The organism is Pseudomonas asplenii, assembly GCF_001293465.1.
In the GTDB taxonomy this organism is placed as follows: Bacteria; Pseudomonadota; Gammaproteobacteria; order Pseudomonadales; family Pseudomonadaceae; genus Aquipseudomonas; species Aquipseudomonas fuscovaginae_B.
Genome location: NZ_JSYZ01000009.1, coordinates 285905 through 306870 on the forward strand (window position 1 = coordinate 285905; position 20966 = coordinate 306870).

Sequence of the window (20966 nt, forward strand, 5' to 3'; positions counted from 1 at the left end):
GTCAAATTACTCTTACAGGTAAACGAAAAACTTGTGGATTGCCTGTTGCGTCGATGATGCTGATAAGAAAGGTGAGCCAGCCGTTATGGGGCTGGTCCGTAGCGACGGTAATTTCCTTGGCGCGACCGTCATCGAGCAGAGGCTTTAGAGCCTGCTCGGCGTATTGCTTCGCAAGGATGCCAACCCGTGGCAGGTCTTTCTCTCGGCGAAGTTCATGCAGGCGGGAACCTACTGATGGATCACGCCACCATGTGCCGAGGGGAGTCATTAGGCGGATGTAGACGGCGTTAGCCAGCGTACTAATACGCTGGCCCGTCAAATCGCCAGTAGTTGGGTTTATGCCTGCGTCCATATACACATGGTGCAGGCATACGCGCGCGAGGTTTATTTCGTGAGTGTTTAAGGTAGCTGATCAGCTAGACTCAAGTTAAGCCGCTGCTCTGTGGTCAGACTATTCAGGTGTATATATTCACCTGGGTCGGTTGACCTAGGAGCAGGTATCAACCTGGCAAATTGAGGAGATCGCAACGTATCACTCCTTTCAGGAACAAGGCCTACTACGTCACCACTACCTAGCAGCCCCCAGGCTGCTAGGCGCAAATACACCTCGTCTCCATACATGCCAGGACCGATGTAAAACCAGTCCTCACACGGAATAATCTGTGTAATCCGATTTTGCTCAGGCATAGCCATTACCACCCATAGTGCTTTGAGGATCTATGAGTGTAGACCGACATATTTACTGTTGCTGCCCTGGGGCTGGACCACCTCCATGATTGTGCCCGTTGTAGATATCCCTGTCTGCTTGCATGCTCCGGACCTGGTCGGCTACATCCCCTTCAGCCTTGATACTTCCATCAATATGCTGGTCGCCTGTCATTTCAACTAATGGCGTTTCAAAGCGCACTTTCTTCCCCGCCTTGACCACAAGCGTGTCGGTCAAAACCTCGACAACGCGGCCACGCTTCATGTGCACATAATCACCTTCGTCGGTATAGAGCGAAACCTCACCATCCTGGAGCTGGATCCTATACCGGCCATCCTCACTTGCCACTACAACAGCATGCTTACTGTTCCCGCCAACCGGAATGACCAGGTACTCGGCCCCGGCCTGGGGCGCAGAGCTGAAGCCGTAATGCTGCATCAGCTCACCAGAGACTGTTTCTCCAGCCAGCCCCTGCATTTCAACGCCAATCAACTTCCCATGCGTGTTACGCGCCGATACTGCACGGAAAGCCTGACGAATGTTGCCCATAACCCGCTGACACTGCTCGCGCACCAAGCGCGCCATATGCTGGCTCATTACAACCCCTTCAGCATTTGAATAAAGGCCGCATCTTTATTGGTCTTGCCTTTATGTTTCTTGAGTTTGTTACCGTCCAGGACCCACATCTTGTCTTCGCGCAGACGCAGTTCGGTGATTTCCCCTTCGCCCCTGGTAAGGCGGAGAGTGCGAGCCATCAGAAAATAGGTGTCATTGAGGCCATGCGGCTCACTGCGAACAATCACACGCTGGCCCGGACTCCATACCTGACCATTAGCAGCACGGTGGCCTCTGACAATGGCGCGGATCTCGAACCCCTCCAGGCGACTGTCGGCGAGCAACTTGCGCGCCCGCGTTGTCGCAAGGTCCTGGTTCTCACACGAGCTATCTACAATCACCTTCGGCCGGAAGATCCCGCGCTTTTGCAGCGTTTCGTCCTGGATCACAGAGCGCAGGTGCGAACGCTTGGTGTCGAGGCCATCATTGTCGTATTGCCCGTGCTGTCCTAGGACAGTGATCTGGCTGTAGCGATTGGCAATGGACCGTCGCACGCTCAAGCGCTGGACGTTATTGCCTACGCCATCCTCTCGCAGGACCAAAGCCCCAACAGGCGTAGAGGTGTAATCTGGGCCACCGATGATAAGGCGCCCGTCAGGCTCCACCCACGGCCAGAGCCCATTCGCCTCGGCAACCTGGAGCAGTGCTTCCCATGCGGTCTGTCCAGGCTCGATCTGTATACGACGCCGGGTCTTCGCTTCATCGGCGCGGATTTCCACCTGGTAGGCCCCCAGGGGCTTCACCACCTGTTCCAGGATCTGCGCCAGGCTCGCTTCGCGCATCGACACAAACGGCGCAGAACAGTCGACCAACGGCGCCGCCCGATCCCGGCCATTGATCCGCATCGAAATGCCCTGGCGAGAGATATCGTGTTCGAACTCATCAATCTGACCGGTCAACACTCGGTCGCCATCGAGCGTCAACGAACACGCGGCACCTTCCTTGATCACCTCAGGCAGCCGCGTTGCATTCCTGGTATGCAGCTCCAGTTCAAACGCATCGGCCGGGGTCAGCAGATCGGACTCAACCGACCAGCCGTCCCACGTTTCGTGTGCCAGGCCACCGATGGACAAGCGAATAGATGGAGTACGGTCATTCAGCATAAGCACGCAGCACCTTCCCGGCCGGGATGTTGTGTGGAGTATTCAAGTCGGGATTGAGCCGGATCAGCTCCAGGGCTCGGGTGTGATCGCCGTACCAGCGGTGTGCCAAAAGACGCAGGCTTGCCGGCGCTTCAACTACGCGCTCAAGCATCGGCGGGCTTTGCAGGATCACCTGGCGGGCACGGGCCTGGATCATCGAGGCGGTATTGCGCAGGCTCTCGATTACAGGCCGAGCAGCCTCTACCCCGAACAGACGGCGCTGAAGCAGGATTGATGACTGCACAAGCGAACGCACGAGGTTGACCAACCCCTCCAGCTCAACCGGGCTTAATGTCGGGCCCTTGCTTTCGGTCTCGATCACGATTGCCACGGCCTGGGCATGTGCTGCGGCCAGCTCAGTGATGACCAAGACAACGAGTGCAAACGCGCTCGCCTCGACAGGGTCGTCCGGCATCCCATCAGGCAGCAGCCCGTCATCCGGCGCAACACCTTGTCGGGCGCTGATCAGGAAGGCATTCGCCGCCTTGGCAGCGTCACTTGGCAAGCTGTCACCGCCAGGCAGGATAGCAGGCACCCCGGACCGGGCCAGTAGCGCCGCCGACGTGCTGGGAGTGTTCTCCTGGATCGAACTGCGGATCTGCGTCGGGGTACGGAACAGATCGGTCAGCGGGTCAAACGCCGCCATAGGGTTTCTTGCCATATCGGCGATCCCCGACACAACACCGAGAATCTGTGAGCGCAACTGTTGTACGCGCAAGAAAATTCCCGGCAGCCCCAAAACCTTCTCAATCAGGCCAGTCCAGCCACCGCCAATCCACGACTGAATCTCGCTGACAAGGGAGTCGATGCGACCGAATAAGTCAAAGACCCCGTCTTGCCAACGATACTGGTTTTCCTCCTCCAGGACACCGATATCGACATACTCGAACTGTCGGGCGAAAAACGGTAGGTCGGGCGTGTCCTCAACAAACAGGAGGCTGACCTGCGCAGAGTCTGGGCTCTCAGCGTTGTGCTCAACGTCCCAGGTATGAGTAACAACGCTGACTGAGCCGTAAATCGGGTGTATCAGCTCACCAGGACCAGAGGTATCAAGCGCACCTATGATGTTCTGCAGTTCGATCTCATAGTTGACGCCAAACACGATGACCTGCATCGGGAAACGGCGCGCACCACGGCCGAGGTCACGAACGCTGTCACCATCTCTGAACGGCACGCCGTGTTCAGCGAGAGCACGTTGCCCTTGCAAGTTCTCTTTTACGACCTGGAGCGGAACGCCTCGAAACGAGGCGTCCAACAAAGTTTCTGACCAACTCATCCGCCACGCCTCATTTGGATGTCAGTTCGACGCTCGACCTCCGCCTGTATCGCGTGAGAGTCAGTGCGCACTTCAATAACCAGTGGCTTTTCAAGCAGCGCCCGCAAGCGCGCCTCGGCCGCAGGGGTCTCAACGCCGGCAGTAACAGCCCGATTCGCGATACCTGCCGCCCAGGCATTCGCGCCCTCTACGGGCAGGCCGGCCGCAGTCATGCCGGTTTGCTGTTGAGCCAAGCGCTGAGCTTGCGCCGAGAGCCAATCGGACGACTCTTTTGGGTTCTTATCAGCAAGGTCTATCCGGTTCCGGTAGAAAGCGGTCTGGTAGGCCCGCTGGCCGTCATCCAGCAGGACGCTACGCTGGGCCATCTCAAGGCGGCCTTGGTCATCGGCCGTGGCACTCGCACCGCCGAGCTGGGTTGCTCCCAGGCCAACAGCGAGCGGCGCAAGCCATGGCGCGATGAAGCCACCAGGTTTCTTTTTGGCATCAGGGCCCACCCCGCCTGCTTGATCGAGCACACCGCCAACCCCGCCGCCAGGCCAGTTCGTGACGAACACTGAGGTCACACCCGTTGCCTCTTCCAACACCTTGCCCACCGCGATGTTCTTCAGCGTCTCAGGGCCACCCATGACCTTGTTGAGTAGAGCACCAGCGCCGGCTTTGGCGCCGCGCCCAGCGTAGTAACCACCGACGCCCAGTGCCGCGCCACCAAGCAGCATCTGTTCACCAGAAAGGTTCATGTCATCGAGCAAGTACCTGCCCATCTCGGCAAACTGCTTGTTCAACGGAGTCGCCATCCGGTCGATGGCCTCACCCAGGGTCGCTTTCATACGAGCCGCAGTGCCGCTGGCACTCTCGGTGTTCTCCTTGAGGTCACGGCCGATGACTGGCCCTGACTCCCCGATCTCCTTTGTCTGCTCCGACAAGGTCTTCAGGCGGTCGCCGGTCAACATGATCCGCATACCACGGATGGTGTCCTGGTCCATACCCTTGAAGACAACGCCCATGAACTTGCCGCGTTGCTCGTCGGTCTTCATCTTGTCGTACTTGGCCTTGAGGTCGCCGAACACCTCTTGCGGGTTCCGTGAGCTACCGTCCTTATTGAAGAACTTCACACCGCTGCTCTTCGTGATCTGATCGCGATACATCTTCGTGCTGAACACACGCAGCGTGGACTCGGCCAGGGTCCCGAGGCGATCCGGCTGCATCTCCACCGTTGATAGGGTTTCAGTGAACGCCAGCGTCTGAGCAATCGACATACCTGCGGCCGCAGCCGCACCACCGATTTTCGGGAAGATATCGGCAAGGTTCTCAAGCTCCGCGTTGCCGAGCCGGCCAGCCACAGTCATTTTTTGCAGCAGCTCCAGGGCAGCGCCTTCCTTGTTCAGATCGATGTTAAAGGCACTTGCACCCGCTACAACAGCCTTGCCCAAGACGGCCGAGTCCGCGCCAGTCACAGCGGTGGATTGACCGATAGCGTCGGCCGTTTTCTTGGACGGCTCGTACTTCACACCCGATGCGATCAGGGTATTGAAACCACTGTCGACGTCCTCGCGGTTGATGCCGTAGGTCTTGGCGATCCGCCAGCCCTCGGCCCGCCACTCGTCCTTTTGCTCTGGCGTCATGTCCGCTGTTTGCTTGGTCCTGATCAACGACCGATCAAGGCGAGCGTTTCCGGTCAGCCCAGCCATGACACCGATACCGACGCCAAGCCCTGCAAGCTGGCCCTGCGCACTGCTGCCAAGCCCCTTGATCCGGTCGAACTCCTGACGAACACCCGCCGCGATAGTCTTCAGCACCCGCAGATTTCGGCCGCCGTTCTGCGCGAGTCGCCGGAAAGCCGACTCGGTCTTCTCGACGCTTTGCCTCAGCGGCTGCACTCCCTGTTTATCAGTGCTGGACAGCTCTGCTTTCGCATCGCGGGCAGCCTTGCGCGCTGCGTTCGCCATTTCCTTTAGCTCGGCTGACGTCTTGGTGATCACCAACTGAGTGTCTGTGCCAGCCTTCGCCGTGTCGCGCATTGCGTTGCGGATGACTTTGTAACTGGTGGCCCCGGCCTGGCCGACCTTGTTGATCGCCGCTCCGGCCTTCCAGCTTTCATCAGCGAGGGTTTTGGCACCATCCTTCCCGGCTTTGCGCAGGTCTGCATTAACCTGCGCGATTTCACGACGACTGTTGCCGGCATGAGCCTGAAAGCGCAGCGCAACTCGCAGATCACTCATTGATGGGTACTCCCGAACGTCTTACAGATACAAGAAAGGCTCGATGTCGAGCCTTTGGTTATTTGGGTTTGGGGAGAGGCATTCGCTTACGCTGGCTGACATAGCGCGTTGTCTTGACCTTGCCGATGATCAGATCAATACGGGCATCAATCTCAGGCTTGGTCATACGCCGGACCTCATCCAGTCGATAGCCGCGCTGGACTAGTCCGTGCTCGATTCGCCGCCAGTCGGCGAGTCTGCGCTCGGCGGCATAAGCTTTTTTTCCAGTTCCTCATCAGCATCAGCAATCACGCCGAGGTCAAACTCGGCCAGCGATGATCGGAGCAGGTCCGTCGTCAGATGCTCAGGCGGGATATCGCCCAGGGCGAGCAATTGGCGACGGTAGACCTCTACTGTCACCAACTGAAGCGGACCGTTCGGATGCAGCTCTTGAGCCGCGATCAGGTCACCAGTGACGGGCATCCTCAGCGTGAAGCGCTTGTGGAGACTACCGGCGTAATACACGCCGATTCGCAGTTCCCCGGAGATGGTCAGACCGTCCCACTGCTTGTTCGATTGATCGTCCATGGCCTTACTCGGTGTAGTAGTTGAGAGCTGCAATGGTCAGGTCGCGGGTTGCTTCACCCTCAACCTGATACTTGCTACCCATTTCCATCAGCGAGCAGCCGGTCCATGTCTGGCGCTTGCTGCCCCCATCCTGCGGATAGATGGTCAACTTCGCGTCCATTAAGGCACGCCAGTCCGGCTCGCCGCTCTTGGGGATCGGCACAGCAATCTTCAGCTCATGCTCTTCGATGCCCTTGGCAGTTCCTGTCGGCCGCCCAGTTCGGTTCATCGTCTTGACGATCTTTCGGCCGGTCTTGAGGCTCGGCTCAACGCTGGTGACTTCGTAGTCGGTGCCGTTGATCTCCAGGACAATCTGTCCCACATAGTTATCAGCCATTGGATGCTCCCTCCTTACAAGAGCAGGTCAATGCGTCCGGCGAACACGTGCAGGCCGTTGACGACATCGGTTGGAATGGTGGCATTGACCCGGTTCACGTCCTGGGCCGAGCGCTCGACGACCAGGCCGTCTGCGTTTTCCTCAACCGCCTCGATGATTTCCAGTTCCTCCAGCTTGGTAAGGACGTCCAGCAACTCGCCACGGACGGCAGCCGGAGTCTTCGCCGAGAGCTTGGAGCGCGGGAAGCGCAGGCGGATACGGTCACGACAGGCGCCACGAACATATTGCAGCGTTCGAATCGTGGTCAGATCGAGCAGGGAGACATCAGTGGCTCCGGCCGCCGACTTCGTATAAGTAGTGACTGCACGGACGATCTGAATCACGTCACCCGCCGCCACCTCCAGAGGCGTCACACCATTCGCCAGGGCGGTTTCCTGTTCGGTACGACCGAGACGCTTGGTGATGACCGGAACCTGGATGCCACTGAGGACCAGCGTGTTCAACGGGCGAGCCGGATCTTCTTCGGAAGCGATCATTGCAGCGTAGGCAGCGGCGACTTGTCGGGCCGTCGACGTAGTGCCCGGCAAAACGGCCAGGCTGATCAAACCAGAGTTGAGCGATGCTGCCAGCGTGGTTGCAGCCGACAGCGTACTGGTCAGAGCCCCCACGCCGATGATGCTTTGCTGCTCAACGGAATCGGTGTAGGTGTTGAGATGTGTGCGCAAGGCTGTCATGGCCGTCTGACTGAACCATGCCGGAACCAGGATCGTGAAACCACCCAACGCAGTTGCATCCAACGCAGCGGCAATGCTCGGTTCTGCATCGCCCTCAGCAACCACACCCACAGCGGAGATGGAAACATAACGATAGGCGCTGATTGCCGCGCCGACCATCTCTTCGGCCACTGGACCGAACAGGGCACCAGCCTCGGCAGCACTGTAGACTTCAGTTGGAGTGTTTGCAGCGACAGTTGCCTCCGGGCCGAGCGGCACAACCAGGCAGATGCGTTGCTTATTGGTCGGCAGTGTCCGTACCGCCAGGCTGGTATTGAACTCAATGTAAACGCCCGGTTTGCGAATCGACGCCGGGATGGTGTCAAAGGGAATCGTCATTCATCCGCTCCTTTTCTAGCGGTTCTTTTGGCACTGCTCTGGGCGAGCAGCAATTCGCCCGAAGCGATCCGGCGGCGGTAGTAGGAGGTATCCGGCACCTCGACCACTTCTTGCCCGATCTGCTTACGTGGGTCAGCTTCCATGGGCACTGTCAGCCCAAGCGCAGCGGTGACTTGCATCACACGTCCCTCAATTCAATGGTGTCGGTTGCCACAGGCTCAGGAATGCCCGATGGCGCGTGGTATTCCATGTCGATACCCAGGAAGTCCGGCAGCGCCTGCTTCGGCTTCACCCAATCCAGTTCGATCACGAACGACTGCCCAAGAACAGACAGGTGATCGCTCGAGAGCTTGCCGTTGACCAGGTTGGATAGTTCTGTCGGAGTGATTGCCGCGCGGTCAGGCCAGGGCTGCCAGTCGGTAAGCTGGTGCATGCAGGCCTCCCACAGTTCATAACTCCCGATGTCCTTCTGCCCATACCCTCGGCGAGTTTCCCGCTCGCCCCGAGGGTGTCGGGTAGCGATCACGAGGCGAAAGGTGATCGGCACGTTGTAGCGCTCCTGGCTCCGCTTCTTGAACGTCGCTTTTGGCACCATTACCAGCACTGCCGGACAGCGCTTGAGCAGGCCGGACAACAGATCCGGGTCACTCAACTCGCCGCCGTAGCTTTCAACGGTGAGGTTACGAAGCGGGCCGGCCAGTTCCTTGAGCCTCGCCTCAATCAGATCCTCCAGTTCGCCGAGCATCACAGCCCCCTCAAACTGCGGCGATCCATCAGCCGGGGCTGACTGGTGATCTGCATACCCGACCGGCCCGCCTCTGCCGCGCCGCGCTCCTTGTCTTCCTGGGCCAGCGTTTCCAGGCGCTTTAATACGTCCTTGTAGATCACTCGCACGGTCGAGCCTTCTTTTCCGGCGTCGTCGTACAGGTGATAGCGAGCGATCTCGGCCAGGTCATCAGCAACCCAGGACGGAGCATCCTCACCGTCCGGCCGATAGCGCAGGTAAAACGAAATCTCGCTGCGCGCCCGAGTCACCGCGTCGGCGATCCTTGCCAGCGTCATGACAGCGATAGACACGTCTTCGGCGTCCCAATCGTCCAGTGGCTCACCAGCCGCCGCAGCTACCAACAGCTCCGGCTCAATGACACGTTTCCCATCCGGGACAGCGACCTGCGTAATATCGCGGGCCCCGAAACGGACCAGGAGCTGGCTGGCGGACGGCAGCGAGATTTTCATTTGCTCCCGCCCTTGCTGGCCCGACCCTTGCCCTTGGCGGGCTGTTCAACAGGCGTCGCTGGCTGGTCAGCTGGGGTCTGCGCCGATTCGTCCTGGTGCAGCTCCACTGGCTTGTCAGCGGCCGCTACCGGATCGACCGGAGCCCCTTGAGCAACAGGCCCCGACTGATCACCTTCCAGGGTCACAGCTGGAAGGCTGACCACTGGAGCAGCCACAGGCGCAACGACTGTTTCATTCGCTTGCGACTGGGAATCCGCAGAGGTGTTGGGCGCTTGCGGTACAGCGCTTTGCGAGGCGTTGTCATTGTTTTCGTCCCCTACCTGGTCGAAACCGTCTTCCTCATAGGCGAGGAGCAACTGCGGCTCTTTATCCAGAGCACGCAACTGGGCCTCGGTGAAGAAGTCATCGGCATAGCGGGTTGGTTTGCTCGGGTGAGCAACACCGCAACGCCGGAACCCGTTGTGCTTGGACGTGATAACAATCGTCATACCGCCCCCCTTAGCCGAGCCAGCTCGGCGACAGAACCTCGGCGGTACCAGCCCACTCGTTGCCCGCATTGGCGTCTTTCACGACGATTTTGCGGGCTGCACCTTCCAGGCTGGACGGCACGACCAGGAGGCCCGGATTGATCCCGAGCGGACGACCACCATCAGCGGTGAAAGCCTTCATGGCCGCACGGGCCTTCCCGTAGTTTTCAGGGGTAAGCGGGGCTTTCGAGCAGTAAGCGAACTGCCAGAATCCGAAGCCGGCATTTACACGGGCATCAACGCCATAGCGGTACTCATCGCGCATGAAGACGTTTTCGTCATCCATGTTCGTCATGGCTTTCAGATCGTAGTTGCGACGATTCTGAAAGATGATCGGCTTGAGCGCGCGACTGGTGTCGAGCAGGTACCAGGCCGGGCCGTCACCGTCCTGAAAGTTGCTGACCGAAACGGCCGAACCGGTGCCGTCAGTGGATGGATAGACCGGGTGGTCGACGTCGAAGAAGTATTGCCCGTCGTAACAGGTCGTGGTCAGACCGGCTTTCAGCAGAGCGAAAACCAGCTCATCAGGATGCGCAGTCGATGCTCGCCCCATTTCCTGGAACAGCGGCTTGTAAACGCCGATCTCGTCGTCTTCGATAGCGTCCCGAGGGACACCGACAGACGCTTCATACTTCTTGTTGGTAATCGTGTAACCGTGTGCAGCCATGCTCTTGAGCACGCGGTCACCGATCCACTCACGGAAGGTCGGGAATTGTCCCAACCAACCGTAAGTGTTGCTGGCCGACGAGGACGGAACGAGCGTAGCAATGCGCTGCCAGTCACTCGGAGTTGCGGCCTGTGCATTCTGAAACTCAGCCTTGAACGCAGTGAAAAGCGCGGTCAGGGCACCTTGGGTAATGATCATGACTACTACCTTATGATTGTGGCGAGGCGCTTACGCCTTGCCCTTGATGAAATCGGCCTCGCTCATACCCAGCAGCTTGGCGACTTTTTGCTCTTCAGCATTGAGGGCGGTGACGGTGCCGTCAGGCTTGCGCTCACCCAAGCCACTCGGATTCCCCACAGCCGGGGCGGCAGCGATGAAGTCCTTGAGGCGTTGCAGACCGTCTGCGTCCTTACAACTCGCCCGGTGGTACTCCAGGGTTGCCGGGACAATCTTTCCGGCCTTGGTTGCCTCGGCGAGTACCGCTTCGACTTCCTTGCTGTGTTCAGCCTGTTTGTGCTCCGCCACGGCCTGTTCGGCGTTGGCTGCACGTAGCAGCAGGGCGTCGTAATCACCGCGAGGGACGAACTGCGCCAGATTCGGCTGCTCGGAGTTGGCGGCTTGGGCGGTGGTCTTGAGTTGGGTTGCGGCCGCGATGGCCTGTTCTTCGGTTGCCGCATCGGACAAGCCGAGCGCGATCAAAAGCGCAGCTGGTAAGGTCACTGGCTGGATCTCCTGGTTTTCTTGGTTGAGGGCGGTCAGGTAGAAGTTCGGCGTGTTCGTCAGGCCGGCGCTGACCAGGCGTACGATCCGACTGGTGTCGGGGTCGTAATCGAATACGGGAGAGAGAAAGCGGTACTCGCGGCTTCCAACCTGGTCCGATCCACGGGGCGTCCAGTCGACGAGGCCCCACAGCGCTCCAGCACGGATATCCAATTGCTTGATCCAGCCGGAGGCCGGGGCCTCTTCGCCCTTGGCGGCGCGATGTTGGGTCGCATGTTCCCAGTCAATCGGCAGGTCGATAGAACGGCTGTCGAAGTTCGAACGCACCAGGACTCCGGCCTGATCGTCGAACAGCCACTGTCGACCATCTCGACCAGAGACCATCGGGCCGGAAGGAATCAGTTCGACCCAGTCGGGAGCCTTGCCGTCAGAGACGGTGGCGGAGAGGTCAGTATTGAGTGCGAGAAGTGTCTTTTTCATGCCGCCATGATGTGCGGCATGAGTGAGGCGGGAAGTTTCAGCGCGGTTTAAGGTTTCAACCGCTGGAAGGGATGAGGCTTAGGTACGGAAGACGGTCATTCTATACGTATAGAATGAATTCCGGCGCGACTATCATGCAGTCGTAGCCCTACGGCAAAATCTAACGCTGGTCTAACGCCGTGTTCAGACACTACCCGCCATCGTTGTACCGCCAAGCCCCCTAAAACGCCTCCAGCGCGTTTTTTTTAAATCAGCCCTGGAGCGGGCTCGACAGGTAGTCAGAGATGATAGCGATGATCTCAGCGTCATCATCAGACGACAGGCCCAGATAAGGGCGAGCAACAATATCCGCCGAGTGCGCACCGCGAGTTGCCCACTGCGCGAAGTTCGATCTGCTGCGACTCACAAAGCGATTACCCACCACTCCATTCTTTTCACGGAAGTAGACCTGTTGCGACCGGGCGGCGTGCTCGATCTTACCCCCAAGCTGATGGATCGCTGCATACGGGCGGTCAGATCCAAACTCCAGCTCGTTGCCTGTAACCCGGTGGCGGATGGTGTCTTGCAGATTCCCATCTTCCCGCAAGATCCTGTTCGTGCGCTTCCTCGCGAGCGTTGATGCTGCCAGCGGCGCCCAGGGCGAGCCGTCCGGGGCTACTTGCTGGCTGAACCTGTTGTCAGTCGACTGGTGCAGGTATTCAGCGATGTCCAGGAGCGGAACCCGCAGATCACCAATCCGATCAGCCAACTCGCCCAGCGCAGCGCCCAGCCGGCTGTCGTCCAGCTCAACATTAATCATTGCTCCTGCCACTCTCACCTCCTACTATCTAGATTCCCCATTGGATGAGCAGTCCCCGCCAGGACCTCCAGGCCTACATCCAGGGGTAATCGCGTGTGGCGGCGCGCGGTTTCACTTCTTCTCGATCTGCGGTCGCCGGTAAAGGCGGACGCCGATCCTCAGTTGCTCCAGGTAGTCCGAATCGCTCGCATCAGGCGAGAACGTCGTTACCCCATCCCACCCATCATCCCCCACTTCGAAGACAGACAGCGCAGGCACCGGCTCGCCGTCGACCATGAACCGCGAGATATATCGCCGACGCACCACAGCCTTGTTCTTGGAATACAGCCACTCCAGGCGTACCCACACTTCATCCGGGTCCTTGATCGCGTCAGCCAACAATGGCAGCTCGCGAGCGTGCCCCCGCTTTCTGATTTTCAAAGCACCAGTTTTGGCACTAGTGAACAGATCCCGGCCGATCACCACGGCATCGCCCGTAACATCCTTGAACACTACCGGCGCTGCTTCGGTCGCACCGAACTCGGCCAGGAATCGACCGACGTACTCTTCATCGGTCAGGCCGGACGGCAGCAGGCGGCTGGCTGGCAGCTCGCGAGCGGGCGGCAAAGCACCAGGTGCACGACGGTTAGGTAGCCCCGCCCCCTGAACACTGCTAGCCCGCGCGCCTGGCTCTGGCAATGGGTCATATGCCCGCAATGGCGGTACTGCTGCATTGAGGCGGGATTGACCTGGTGCGTACTCAAACCCCGGATCGATGCCTTTCGGCACTTGAACGACACGCGGGCCGTTGGGGCTGTTCACGCCAATGGTCTGCCTCTCGTGCTCAATAACAGGCGCAGGACCGACACTCAGTCCCTGCCGGTCAACATCTCGCTGACTGAGCATGAACTTTTTGCACTTGCAGCCCCACCCGTTTTGCGGACTGTGCGTTGCCCACCATGGGTCATCCAGCGGCAGCACCGTCCCGTCCCACGCCAGGTGTTCGGGCCTTGGATGTGCGCTATCGCCGTGGCGATAGACCCCAAACGGCCGGCGCTTGCGTAGTTCCGGGTCGGCCATCTGGACCTCCCGCCCTGCGTTGTAGGACTGCCGCAGGTTGGTTTCGTAGATCACACGGGAACGCCAGCCACGGCCGCCGTTGTACTGCCACCCATGTTTACCCACGACCTGGTCGAAGTCCTTTCGGAACTGCTCCAGGGTCAGCCCCTGGCTGATAGCCTTTTCTACGGCCCCACGCATATCAGCCAGCAATTCCCGCTTGGTCGTCCCCGCCACGACAAACGCCTGGTCATGCTCGACGTTGTAGATATCGGTCCAGGCACGGGTCGGGAGGTCTGTTTTGCCCCGGAAATAGTCAATCTGCTCCTGGAACGGGAGAGAGCCGTGGGATACCGCCATTAACATTCACCTTATAAGTATGATAAACAGTAGTTTCTCTACCAATGCCTGAAGGGAATGTATAGGTATGAAAGATAAACTTACTGAAGTTACAGCCGCGCAAGGAATCATCAGTGGCCAGTTGGCAACTGCATTTATTGCAATCATCCTCGTCCTGAAGAAGCAACCCGGCTTTGATATTGAATCATTCGACCGTGATATCCAGCGGCTGATTGACCTAGCTGATATAGGCACTGACCGAAACGTGACCGATGAAATACTCAGATCGGTGTTAGAGTCCCCTCAAGATATCGTTTCTCCCAGCTAAACTCGCAGCAACAAGAGCATCAGCCATAGCATCAGAAAACTGACTGATGCTCATGGCTGGATAGACCTCAATTAGTCGATCCCGGAACTCTTCCAGGCTACTGACTTCATCAAGCAACCCTTTGATGTCATCGACCATATCGTCCATGTAAGAGGCTGCCGCCACCTCCAGTGTCTTGACCTGGTTATCGACGATATCTGGAATAGATGCTGGCAGGCCGGGCGCCTGCTCACGGTTCACAGCACGCGCAAGTTGCTGATCTGGCGTAGGCGCCGGGGCTCCCAATAAATCAGCACCCACGCTAGGGGTTGGCAGATTGAGCCTGTCACGAATAACCGACTGTTCGACCTTCAGGCCCAGCGGCACCAGGTCTTTCATCGCTTGAATCAGTAGTTTTGTATCTTCTGGCTGCGGCACATCCAGGATCAGCCGTGGATAACCACGACCTGGTGCGAAGTTAAGATCGCACCAGGGGCGCACAAAAGAGCGATTCAGCGTGTTAGACAGGGCTTTGGCGTCAGCCTGAAGCAGATCGAGGCGCACCTCGTTGTGAATGGTTGCCTGCGCCTGGCTGCTGCCGTCATCGGCCGACATGGTCTGGCCCACTACGCCCTTGCTGATTTGTTTGTCCCACCACTCGGCCAAGCCTTTGAAGAACTCCCCGGCCCCCGCCACATTCGCAGCGGCAGTAAAGTCGATGCGCATGCTATCGGGGATCACAGCAGCAGCATCACTGCCCAGGTTGGCGACCGCCGACATCAGTGTGCTGATATCCTCTTTGCTCGCACCAGGGCCATACCGACCGACCCGCATTGGCAGGCCGTAGATATCTGCCAGGGCCATCCAGTCTTTCCACGCCCACGACTTGCACATGTAGCCCACAGCGGCCAGGCGGGCCAGACCACCTCGGATCGGCAGGCCAGAACGGATACGCGGCAGGTGCACAATGAATTTGTAAGGAGCCAGAGCCACACCGTTGACCACATCCGACTCATCGAGCAGTCGTAGCTCCCGGCCGGTTTCACGGTCGAACTGGAAGAAGCGCTGGTCGCGAGCCTCATAGCGTGAAGGATTCCAGGTCTTACCGCTCCGGTCCCAAATGATTTCGGAGACGGCATAGCCCTTGCCCATAGCATCGGTCAGGTCGGCTTGAAGCTCACCGAACTCCGGCGAATCGACAAGCTCCTTGAGCTGATCAGCACGGCGCACGTCTTCAGCGTCATCGCTGGCCGCTTCAACCCTGACGTTCAGGCCAGCTATCGTCAGCTTGCGAGTCTGGAGCACAGACGCATAGTGCAGATCGCGCTCTTCCATTTCCTCAGCGAGCGTCAGGTAGTCGCGAGCGTCGCCCTCGGTGGCGGCCTGCAGGAGACTCGCCAGCCGCTGCGGTGTCAGACCGTTTGCAACGGATGGGTGCCAAATTTGGCGAACACCGGTGGTACGGGCGACCGCCAGCTCTTCCGTTAGTTTGTCGTACTGGATCGGCCGGCCGTACTGGTCGACGATATTGGATTGAGCCATTACCAAATGCCCTTCTGTGAGCGCCAGCCTGCCACGCTGTGCTTGATCTGCCGATCAGACTCAGCCACGGGTTGGACTCGGTGATATTCAAAGATTTCGATTTCCTGGCGGGACGCGTAGTCGGCCAGGACAGCAGCAATACCAGCGTCGCCGTGACGCTTGCCGCCGGACTTCTCGCCTTTTTCGCTGGTGCGGCGCTCGGGAATGCGGGCGACGCCCTTGACCATGCGGAAAGCGCGCACATCACTGACCACGTCCTTGTCAGCCGGGATGTCATAAAAGGTGTCGTCTTCCAGGGCGGTTTTGAATGGCGGCATGTTGTCGCGATACCAGCCCTCGGTCAGCATCACCCGCTCAATCCGGTTGAAACCGAACTCGACTGCGGCGTCCTCTGCCAATTGCGAACCATTACCCCTGGCATCGTTGGCCCCCTTCAGGAAGTTGGGAAGGCGGCGCACGATGTAGGCCAGAATCTGGAACTGTTGCTTGAACGGTACGTTGCGCAGCTCGACCACAAAGGGGGTGCGACGACGCAGGTTCTGTTCCTTAAGCAGCGGCCATATCACCGAGAGATCCCCAGTACGACCGAAGTCCATGCCGTAGAAGCTCTGGACATCAAGGGGAATCTCCCTGAGCAACGGGAGCAGATGCTCTTCGCACCACTCCAACGACTCGGCCAAACGCAGATGCTCGGCAGCCGTTTCATAGCCCTGCGGGTAGGCCAGGCGCAGTACAGGCACCTCGCGGCTGCTCCGTTGTTCAACCAGGGCCATGCTCAAGAATGCACCGCCGCCTTGGGAGGGTACGCAGTCCAGCTCTTCTTCGGCCGCATCTCCGTAGAAATCGTACACGTCCTGGACCCAAGCGGCCTCTTCCTCGGGCTTGTACTCAATGCCTTTACGCAGGCAAACGCGGTTGTACAGACCGTCAGCCACGGCATCACGAAACGGGCAGCGAAACAGCTCTCCCTTGCGCTTGCCGGCCCGGATCTCGTTGATCAGCTCATTGAAGGCGTTTTCCGTGCCGTCATGTGTGCTGATGACATGAACCTCACCGCCCCAGATCAGGAGGGCCAAAGCGGCTTTCAACAGTTCGGCTAGATCCTGATGGAACGCCGCCTCATCAATCACGACAACGCCCTGGCGACCACGTAGGTTAGAAGGCCGACTTGTCAATGCAACGATGCGATGGGCGCTCGGGAAGGAGATGGTGTAAGTCTTGATATGTTTGTCCGGGTCACTATCCGGCCAAATGCCTTCTTCGACCTCGCCAGCCGCATAGTTAAATGCCCGTGCCCACATGGCACAGGCCTGAATGTACTCGACTGTCATGTCCTGGTTGTATCCCAGGTAATAGACCGTCTGTCCTCCTGCTGGCTTTTCAGCGGCAGCGACCAGGACGTTGTCCGCCGCTTCAGCCCAGGTCAACCCGATACGGCGAGACTTCTCGCCGACTTTCAGCGGGGCACGGATACCGATCCAGCGTTTCTGATAGTCGAGCAACACAGCCGGCGCTTCAATAAGCGCAGTGCTTTCGAGAACGACAGGAACCGCCATCAGGCTGCCATCCCCAGGATCTCGCGCCGGATCTGATCGACCGTCTCTTGGGTAAGCCCACCTTTCTTGGCGATCTTCTCCACGCGGGCCGCAGCCGCCTCGGCCTTCTCACGAACTTCGGTCTGCCATTTCTTCTGCATGACAGAGGCCCGCCCCAGTTCAGAGATTGCCTTTGCCATCTTTGTCAGGTCGACCTTCTGCTCACCGTCCATCAGAACGTTGAACAGGCGTTCCTGGGTCAAGCGCATCAGGGCTTCATTGACTGCACCCTCATCATCCGGCGCCGCCATGACCACCGCCTTTGCCTGAGCAGAGGACGTCTTCAACGCCGCGAGCCGTAGTTCGAAGTCAGAACCGTAGCGATGTAGAGCGCTTTTCCCGATGGAATAGCCCCTGTTCTCCAGCTCAGCCGACAGGGCCTCATAGCCGGAAAAGTTCGACTCAACCAGGGACACATCCAACCACTCTTTGACTGCGGCCGGGAGCCCGGCAACTTTGCTACGCGGGGGCATGGCTCAACCGCTCCAGTCAGGCCGGGCGATACCGGGGTTGCAAGGAATGGTGTACTCGGCGATGTCGACGCCGTAGTGGGTCAAACCGCAGATCCATTGGCCCTGTGGAGACTTTTGCAGCGTGACCAGCGAACGGTCGGCCAAGTAGTCGAGTTCACGACGTACTTCCAACTGGGTAGCATCTGGATAGATGCCCTGGATCGTTGCCAGCACCACGGCCTCATGCGGGTCCACCGGCCGAGAAGTGTTGAGTGTCAAAATGATGTACCAGCGCAGGGATTCGCGCCGGACCTTGGCAGTGTCAATCTTCATTCACGTGCTCCCCTGAGCTGTATGTTTTCAATTCGTAGGGCCAAGGTATCCAGCTTGGCTTCAAGGATTGTTTGGTTGCGGACGTAGTCTTCTCGCCTGACGTAGTGCAGCGGCATTTCACCCCGCAAACGCTCCAGGCCGATCTCAACCGTTCGCAGGCGCTCGGAATCTCTGGCTACGGCTTCGAAGCGTTCATCGAGGCGGTTTTCCATTTGCGCCAGTAGCACTTTCACCAGGCCTGCGAACATCGCGAGCAAGGTCGCCGCTGTCCCGACCAACTGCCAAACAGGCATTTCAATCGTTGTCATTTACGGCTCATCCGTTCGTGGATGGACTGGCAATCGATGCACAGCAAGACGCCAGGGATTGCGAGGCGGCGCCCCTCGGGGATGTCACTCCCGCAATCCTCGCAATGGGTTGCTGAATTGCCGATGGGGCGGTGGGACCGCGCCAGATGTGCCGCCAAGGCAGCGTCGCGGTTGGCTTCCTCAACTTCGGAAGCACGGTCAAGATCGTCCATGGGTGTTCCATTCAATGAGTTTCTTGAGTTGCACACGGCAGGTGGCGGACCGCTCACCGTTGCGCACGTGGTTTTGCAGAATGTCTTGCTGGGTTACGCCTGAGGCGAGCTGGTCAGCGGTTGAGGTTCCTCGGGCAGGATCAGCAGCTCGGCTGGAGGCATCAGCGGGACGCACTGCGGAATGACTGCTGGCTTCGTTCCACACGCGGACAAAGCCAGCAGTGAACAGACAAGCAGGCACCGGCTCAGGCTGAGCGTCGAGGTTGCGGCGATAGAGCTTCGTGACACGGTCAATCTCCCCTTGGAGCTTGTCGGTAGTTTTGCGTAAGTCTGCTTTTGTGCTTGCTAGCTGGCTGGCGAGCAGTTGCCCCTTTTCCTGCGAGGCACGTAGCTCGCCAAGGGCAGCATCGGCCGCCTGCTGCTTCTCTCGTGCGCTGCTCTCCCGCAGATCGGCGGCGACCGCGTCTCCAACTGCTTTAGCCGTGGTGAACCCCTGGTCATACCCGTCCAGGTACGTCATGCGCAGGATGAGGACGACTGCGGCGACGGCAGCAACCCACCAGGTTGCCGGGCTGAGCAGGTCTTTCATTGGCATACTCCTTTGCCCCACCCAGCAGCCACATAAAGCGGCTCCCAGCGGCGCAGGATGACTTGTGGGTACTGGCGGTTCTCCTTGAACGCAGCGACCGAGCGGCCAGCGTTGAACCGCTCAACCGATCCGAACCAGGTCAGCGGATCGGCACCCGATGCCGAGGCCAACTTGCGGTCACGGATTACCCAGCCCTGGCCGCCGTTGTAACTGGACAGAACCATCGCACCTTGTTCGCAGGCATCTCGGGCATTGATGCGGTCGGCCAGCCAACGGTCGTAACTGACCAGCGCTTGCATGGACCAGGAGGGGTTAAACGGTTCAACTTTGCCCAGCTTTTTCGGGAACAGTTGAGCGAGCCAGGTCGCGGTCGAGGGCATCACCTGACCCAGGCCTTGCGCACCGACTGGAGACGTCGCGTCGAACCGCCAGCGGCTTTCCTGGTGGATCTGCGCGGCGAAGGTAGCCACAGGGGCATCCAGCCCCCATTCGGCCTGGGCGATCCGCGTGAGGTCGCGCCGATATCGCTCGGCCTCACTCGGCACCTCGGCATGCGCCGAGCCGCACAGGGCCACCACAGCCAGCAGGGCCAAAAAACCCAGTGATAGATAAATGCGGGATTTCGCCATGTCACAGCCCCAGTGTCAGACCAAGGATGCAAGCGAGGACGACCACGGCACGACGAATGCCAGCCCAGGAGCGTTCATAACGCCGAACCTGGTTAGGGCGTGCATACGGGAACAGCGCGCGGTCGATCCAGTAGCCCAGCACACCGCCGAGCGTGACCAGACCGCATTTGTAGAGAACGACTGGCAGCTTGGTCGGAGCGACAATGGCAAGGCAAAACAGCAGCGCGATGGTGATCAGCGTCCAGTCGGTCATACGTGGCGCACGCGGGCGCCGTGGGATAGCGGCCATTAGGCCTCCTTAGATTGGTTGAGTAGGGAGCGGATACTTGCGATGGAGTGCGCAGCGACGACGGGATTGCCCCGCACGACCGCTACGCCTGCATAGGTGCCAATAACTGGCGGTGCGGTGTATTGCTTCGGGCGAAGTTTTTCTTTCTGCCGAACGTGTTCGGCGACTCGACGCTCATGGCTCTCGACGATCAGCCCGACAGTTGCACGCCACTCCACCGGACACTTCTCCATCAGCTCACGCTTGCCGTCGTCAAACGGCTCGTCGATTACGAGCTGTGCGTACTGCCGTGAGGATCGTGGATAAGCCATGAATGGTGGACCTGCCGGATTGATGTCCGAGCTAGATTCACCTGTGAGGGCAGCGTCCTGTGTTTCTTAAGCACGCAAGAAAAAGCCCCGCGATTGCGAGGCTTTGGGGATGGTGGTTCAAAGGTGCCGAATGGCCTTCATGACCTCAATATCGTCGTCTGTGGCTCCTTCCTTGCGCCGCTCCGCTTCCCACTCTGCTTCTGACTGCTCCTCCGGGGTCAGGGCTGGACTTGCAATCTGCGCGGTGCATGTTGCGCTGTCTTGCTCCCAATTTCGGCGCGCGTGGTCCAGCTCATCCTGAGTCAACTTGCCGGCGTAGCACGCACCATTCAGGAACAGGACATCTGTCAGCATCGAGCGGCAACCTGAATAGGTGGTGGCGGGTGAGCGTTGAGTGTGGACATGGTCATTAGCGGATCGCATGACCTCGGCAAGGGCTCCCGTATCGCGGGTCATGCAAGCGTCGTGGTTCTTCGTCCAGAGCGCATTGGCAAGAGCCTGGTTTGACTTGGCAATGCTCAAGTCATCCTTGAGAGGGGTGCTAGACGCAGAAGCCATTGATACGTACAAGGCAGAAGCC

28 protein-coding genes are annotated in these 20966 nt (G+C 59.1%); 1 reads left to right on the top strand and 27 read right to left on the bottom strand.

The window, feature by feature from the left end; translation table 11 throughout:
- Nucleotide 1: 1 nt before the first annotated feature.
- The 16 genes from PF66_RS32010 to PF66_RS13080 form a co-directional block, all read right to left on the bottom strand.
- Complete coding sequence (locus PF66_RS32010) at nucleotides 2–352, bottom strand: phage GP46 family protein (RefSeq protein WP_081009842.1); 351 nt, start codon at nucleotides 350–352, stop codon at nucleotides 2–4.
- A gap of 387 nt (nucleotides 353–739) precedes the next feature.
- Nucleotides 740–1303, bottom strand: coding sequence for a phage baseplate assembly protein domain-containing protein (locus tag PF66_RS13010; protein WP_054062910.1), 564 nt, complete (start codon nucleotides 1301–1303; stop codon nucleotides 740–742).
- Complete coding sequence (locus PF66_RS13015; protein ID WP_054062911.1) at nucleotides 1303–2424, bottom strand: phage baseplate assembly protein; 1122 nt, start codon at nucleotides 2422–2424, stop codon at nucleotides 1303–1305. Before PF66_RS13015 ends, PF66_RS13010 begins: the two co-directional genes overlap by 1 nt.
- Nucleotides 2414–3739 carry a DNA circularization protein gene (locus tag PF66_RS13020; protein ID WP_054062912.1) on the bottom strand — a complete coding sequence of 442 codons (1326 nt, stop codon included), beginning with the start codon at nucleotides 3737–3739 and terminating at the stop codon, nucleotides 2414–2416. The genes PF66_RS13015 and PF66_RS13020 overlap by 11 nt, the downstream gene beginning before the upstream one ends.
- Nucleotides 3736–5958, bottom strand: coding sequence for a phage tail tape measure protein (locus tag PF66_RS13025; protein ID WP_054062913.1), 2223 nt, complete (start codon nucleotides 5956–5958; stop codon nucleotides 3736–3738). Before PF66_RS13025 ends, PF66_RS13020 begins: the two co-directional genes overlap by 4 nt.
- A 201-nt stretch (nucleotides 5959–6159) precedes the next feature.
- On the bottom strand, nucleotides 6160–6525 hold the full coding sequence (locus PF66_RS13030; RefSeq protein WP_054062914.1) for a hypothetical protein: 366 nt from the start codon (nucleotides 6523–6525) through the stop codon (nucleotides 6160–6162).
- Nucleotides 6526–6529: 4 nt separating this feature from the next.
- Nucleotides 6530–6901: a hypothetical protein gene (locus PF66_RS13035; protein ID WP_054062915.1), complete on the bottom strand. Its 372-nt coding sequence runs from the start codon at nucleotides 6899–6901 to the stop codon at nucleotides 6530–6532.
- Between the two features lie 14 nt (nucleotides 6902–6915).
- Nucleotides 6916–8013, bottom strand: coding sequence for a phage tail sheath C-terminal domain-containing protein (locus tag PF66_RS13040; RefSeq protein WP_054062916.1), 1098 nt, complete (start codon nucleotides 8011–8013; stop codon nucleotides 6916–6918).
- Nucleotides 8010–8192, bottom strand: a complete 183-nt coding sequence (locus tag PF66_RS13045; protein WP_054062917.1) for a DUF2635 domain-containing protein — start codon at nucleotides 8190–8192, stop codon at nucleotides 8010–8012. The genes PF66_RS13040 and PF66_RS13045 overlap by 4 nt, the downstream gene beginning before the upstream one ends.
- Entirely contained in the window at nucleotides 8192–8758 is a 567-nt protein-coding gene (locus tag PF66_RS13050) for a phage protein Gp37 (RefSeq protein WP_054062918.1), read from the bottom strand. The genes PF66_RS13045 and PF66_RS13050 overlap by 1 nt, the downstream gene beginning before the upstream one ends.
- Nucleotides 8758–9249: a phage protein Gp36 family protein gene (locus tag PF66_RS13055; protein ID WP_054062919.1), complete on the bottom strand. Its 492-nt coding sequence runs from the start codon at nucleotides 9247–9249 to the stop codon at nucleotides 8758–8760. Before PF66_RS13055 ends, PF66_RS13050 begins: the two co-directional genes overlap by 1 nt.
- Nucleotides 9246–9737 carry an HI1506-related protein gene (locus tag PF66_RS13060; RefSeq protein WP_054062920.1) on the bottom strand — a complete coding sequence of 164 codons (492 nt, stop codon included), beginning with the start codon at nucleotides 9735–9737 and terminating at the stop codon, nucleotides 9246–9248. The genes PF66_RS13055 and PF66_RS13060 overlap by 4 nt, the downstream gene beginning before the upstream one ends.
- A 10-nt stretch (nucleotides 9738–9747) precedes the next feature.
- Nucleotides 9748–10641, bottom strand: coding sequence for a Mu-like prophage major head subunit gpT family protein (locus tag PF66_RS13065; protein ID WP_054062921.1), 894 nt, complete (start codon nucleotides 10639–10641; stop codon nucleotides 9748–9750).
- A 30-nt stretch (nucleotides 10642–10671) separates the two neighbouring features.
- Nucleotides 10672–11643, bottom strand: coding sequence for a phage protease (locus PF66_RS13070; RefSeq protein WP_054062922.1), 972 nt, complete (start codon nucleotides 11641–11643; stop codon nucleotides 10672–10674).
- Nucleotides 11644–11893: 250 nt separating this feature from the next.
- Nucleotides 11894–12442, bottom strand: coding sequence for a phage virion morphogenesis protein (locus PF66_RS13075; RefSeq protein ID WP_241494345.1), 549 nt, complete (start codon nucleotides 12440–12442; stop codon nucleotides 11894–11896).
- Between the two features lie 111 nt (nucleotides 12443–12553).
- Nucleotides 12554–13840 carry a PBECR2 nuclease fold domain-containing protein gene (locus tag PF66_RS13080; RefSeq protein WP_054062924.1) on the bottom strand — a complete coding sequence of 429 codons (1287 nt, stop codon included), beginning with the start codon at nucleotides 13838–13840 and terminating at the stop codon, nucleotides 12554–12556.
- Between the two features lie 67 nt (nucleotides 13841–13907).
- On the opposite strand from PF66_RS13080, the gene PF66_RS32710 reads away from it, so the two are divergent.
- Complete coding sequence (locus PF66_RS32710; RefSeq protein WP_152973011.1) at nucleotides 13908–14147, top strand: hypothetical protein; 240 nt, start codon at nucleotides 13908–13910, stop codon at nucleotides 14145–14147.
- On the opposite strand, the gene PF66_RS13085 is transcribed toward PF66_RS32710, so the two are convergent.
- From PF66_RS13085 to PF66_RS13135, 11 genes are all read right to left on the bottom strand, one after another.
- Nucleotides 14112–15668: a DUF935 domain-containing protein gene (locus PF66_RS13085; RefSeq protein WP_054062925.1), complete on the bottom strand. Its 1557-nt coding sequence runs from the start codon at nucleotides 15666–15668 to the stop codon at nucleotides 14112–14114. The genes PF66_RS32710 and PF66_RS13085 overlap by 36 nt on opposite strands.
- Nucleotides 15668–17224 carry a hypothetical protein gene (locus PF66_RS13090; RefSeq protein ID WP_054062926.1) on the bottom strand — a complete coding sequence of 519 codons (1557 nt, stop codon included), beginning with the start codon at nucleotides 17222–17224 and terminating at the stop codon, nucleotides 15668–15670. Before PF66_RS13090 ends, PF66_RS13085 begins: the two co-directional genes overlap by 1 nt.
- Complete coding sequence (locus tag PF66_RS13095) at nucleotides 17224–17736, bottom strand: DUF3486 family protein (protein WP_054062927.1); 513 nt, start codon at nucleotides 17734–17736, stop codon at nucleotides 17224–17226. Before PF66_RS13095 ends, PF66_RS13090 begins: the two co-directional genes overlap by 1 nt.
- Nucleotides 17737–17739: 3 nt before the next feature.
- The gene (locus tag PF66_RS13100; protein ID WP_054062928.1) at nucleotides 17740–18048 is read right to left on the bottom strand and encodes a hypothetical protein; all 309 of its coding nucleotides are present in this window, start codon (nucleotides 18046–18048) and stop codon (nucleotides 17740–17742) included.
- Complete coding sequence (locus PF66_RS13105) at nucleotides 18045–18356, bottom strand: hypothetical protein (protein WP_054062929.1); 312 nt, start codon at nucleotides 18354–18356, stop codon at nucleotides 18045–18047. The genes PF66_RS13100 and PF66_RS13105 overlap by 4 nt, the downstream gene beginning before the upstream one ends.
- The gene (locus tag PF66_RS13110; RefSeq protein ID WP_054062930.1) at nucleotides 18353–18568 is read right to left on the bottom strand and encodes a TraR/DksA family transcriptional regulator; all 216 of its coding nucleotides are present in this window, start codon (nucleotides 18566–18568) and stop codon (nucleotides 18353–18355) included. Before PF66_RS13110 ends, PF66_RS13105 begins: the two co-directional genes overlap by 4 nt.
- Nucleotides 18555–19157 (bottom strand): hypothetical protein, encoded by a 603-nt coding sequence (locus tag PF66_RS13115; RefSeq protein WP_054062931.1) that lies wholly within the window; start codon nucleotides 19155–19157, stop codon nucleotides 18555–18557. The genes PF66_RS13110 and PF66_RS13115 overlap by 14 nt, the downstream gene beginning before the upstream one ends.
- On the bottom strand, nucleotides 19154–19786 hold the full coding sequence (locus tag PF66_RS13120) for a transglycosylase SLT domain-containing protein (protein ID WP_054062932.1): 633 nt from the start codon (nucleotides 19784–19786) through the stop codon (nucleotides 19154–19156). Before PF66_RS13120 ends, PF66_RS13115 begins: the two co-directional genes overlap by 4 nt.
- A 1-nt stretch (nucleotide 19787) precedes the next feature.
- Nucleotides 19788–20039 (bottom strand): putative holin, encoded by a 252-nt coding sequence (locus tag PF66_RS13125; protein WP_054063120.1) that lies wholly within the window; start codon nucleotides 20037–20039, stop codon nucleotides 19788–19790.
- Between the two features lie 35 nt (nucleotides 20040–20074).
- Nucleotides 20075–20386, bottom strand: coding sequence for a hypothetical protein (locus tag PF66_RS32715; protein WP_152973012.1), 312 nt, complete (start codon nucleotides 20384–20386; stop codon nucleotides 20075–20077).
- Between the two features lie 117 nt (nucleotides 20387–20503).
- Nucleotides 20504–20908: a hypothetical protein gene (locus PF66_RS13135; RefSeq protein ID WP_152973013.1), complete on the bottom strand. Its 405-nt coding sequence runs from the start codon at nucleotides 20906–20908 to the stop codon at nucleotides 20504–20506.
- Between the last annotated feature and the right edge of the window lie 58 nt (nucleotides 20909–20966).

Coding starts and splice junctions, on each gene's coding strand:
- PF66_RS32010 (WP_081009842.1), bottom strand. CDS start 352: ATGGACGCAGGCATAAACCCAACTACTGGCGATTTGACGGGCCAGCGT.
- PF66_RS13010 (WP_054062910.1), bottom strand. CDS start 1,303: ATGAGCCAGCATATGGCGCGCTTGGTGCGCGAGCAGTGTCAGCGGGTT.
- PF66_RS13015 (WP_054062911.1), bottom strand. CDS start 2,424: ATGCTGAATGACCGTACTCCATCTATTCGCTTGTCCATCGGTGGCCTG.
- PF66_RS13020 (WP_054062912.1), bottom strand. CDS start 3,739: ATGAGTTGGTCAGAAACTTTGTTGGACGCCTCGTTTCGAGGCGTTCCG.
- PF66_RS13025 (WP_054062913.1), bottom strand. CDS start 5,958: ATGAGTGATCTGCGAGTTGCGCTGCGCTTTCAGGCTCATGCCGGCAAC.
- PF66_RS13030 (WP_054062914.1), bottom strand. CDS start 6,525: ATGGACGATCAATCGAACAAGCAGTGGGACGGTCTGACCATCTCCGGG.
- PF66_RS13035 (WP_054062915.1), bottom strand. CDS start 6,901: ATGGCTGATAACTATGTGGGACAGATTGTCCTGGAGATCAACGGCACC.
- PF66_RS13040 (WP_054062916.1), bottom strand. CDS start 8,013: ATGACGATTCCCTTTGACACCATCCCGGCGTCGATTCGCAAACCGGGC.
- PF66_RS13045 (WP_054062917.1), bottom strand. CDS start 8,192: ATGCAAGTCACCGCTGCGCTTGGGCTGACAGTGCCCATGGAAGCTGAC.
- PF66_RS13050 (WP_054062918.1), bottom strand. CDS start 8,758: ATGCTCGGCGAACTGGAGGATCTGATTGAGGCGAGGCTCAAGGAACTG.
- PF66_RS13055 (WP_054062919.1), bottom strand. CDS start 9,249: ATGAAAATCTCGCTGCCGTCCGCCAGCCAGCTCCTGGTCCGTTTCGGG.
- PF66_RS13060 (WP_054062920.1), bottom strand. CDS start 9,737: ATGACGATTGTTATCACGTCCAAGCACAACGGGTTCCGGCGTTGCGGT.
- PF66_RS13065 (WP_054062921.1), bottom strand. CDS start 10,641: ATGATCATTACCCAAGGTGCCCTGACCGCGCTTTTCACTGCGTTCAAG.
- PF66_RS13070 (WP_054062922.1), bottom strand. CDS start 11,643: ATGAAAAAGACACTTCTCGCACTCAATACTGACCTCTCCGCCACCGTC.
- PF66_RS13075 (WP_241494345.1), bottom strand. CDS start 12,442: ATGATTAATGTTGAGCTGGACGACAGCCGGCTGGGCGCTGCGCTGGGC.
- PF66_RS13080 (WP_054062924.1), bottom strand. CDS start 13,840: ATGGCGGTATCCCACGGCTCTCTCCCGTTCCAGGAGCAGATTGACTAT.
- PF66_RS32710 (WP_152973011.1), top strand. CDS start 13,908: ATGAAAGATAAACTTACTGAAGTTACAGCCGCGCAAGGAATCATCAGT.
- PF66_RS13085 (WP_054062925.1), bottom strand. CDS start 15,668: ATGGCTCAATCCAATATCGTCGACCAGTACGGCCGGCCGATCCAGTAC.
- PF66_RS13090 (WP_054062926.1), bottom strand. CDS start 17,224: ATGGCGGTTCCTGTCGTTCTCGAAAGCACTGCGCTTATTGAAGCGCCG.
- PF66_RS13095 (WP_054062927.1), bottom strand. CDS start 17,736: ATGCCCCCGCGTAGCAAAGTTGCCGGGCTCCCGGCCGCAGTCAAAGAG.
- PF66_RS13100 (WP_054062928.1), bottom strand. CDS start 18,048: ATGAAGATTGACACTGCCAAGGTCCGGCGCGAATCCCTGCGCTGGTAC.
- PF66_RS13105 (WP_054062929.1), bottom strand. CDS start 18,356: ATGACAACGATTGAAATGCCTGTTTGGCAGTTGGTCGGGACAGCGGCG.
- PF66_RS13110 (WP_054062930.1), bottom strand. CDS start 18,568: ATGGACGATCTTGACCGTGCTTCCGAAGTTGAGGAAGCCAACCGCGAC.
- PF66_RS13115 (WP_054062931.1), bottom strand. CDS start 19,157: ATGAAAGACCTGCTCAGCCCGGCAACCTGGTGGGTTGCTGCCGTCGCC.
- PF66_RS13120 (WP_054062932.1), bottom strand. CDS start 19,786: ATGGCGAAATCCCGCATTTATCTATCACTGGGTTTTTTGGCCCTGCTG.
- PF66_RS13125 (WP_054063120.1), bottom strand. CDS start 20,039: ATGACCGACTGGACGCTGATCACCATCGCGCTGCTGTTTTGCCTTGCC.
- PF66_RS32715 (WP_152973012.1), bottom strand. CDS start 20,386: ATGGCTTATCCACGATCCTCACGGCAGTACGCACAGCTCGTAATCGAC.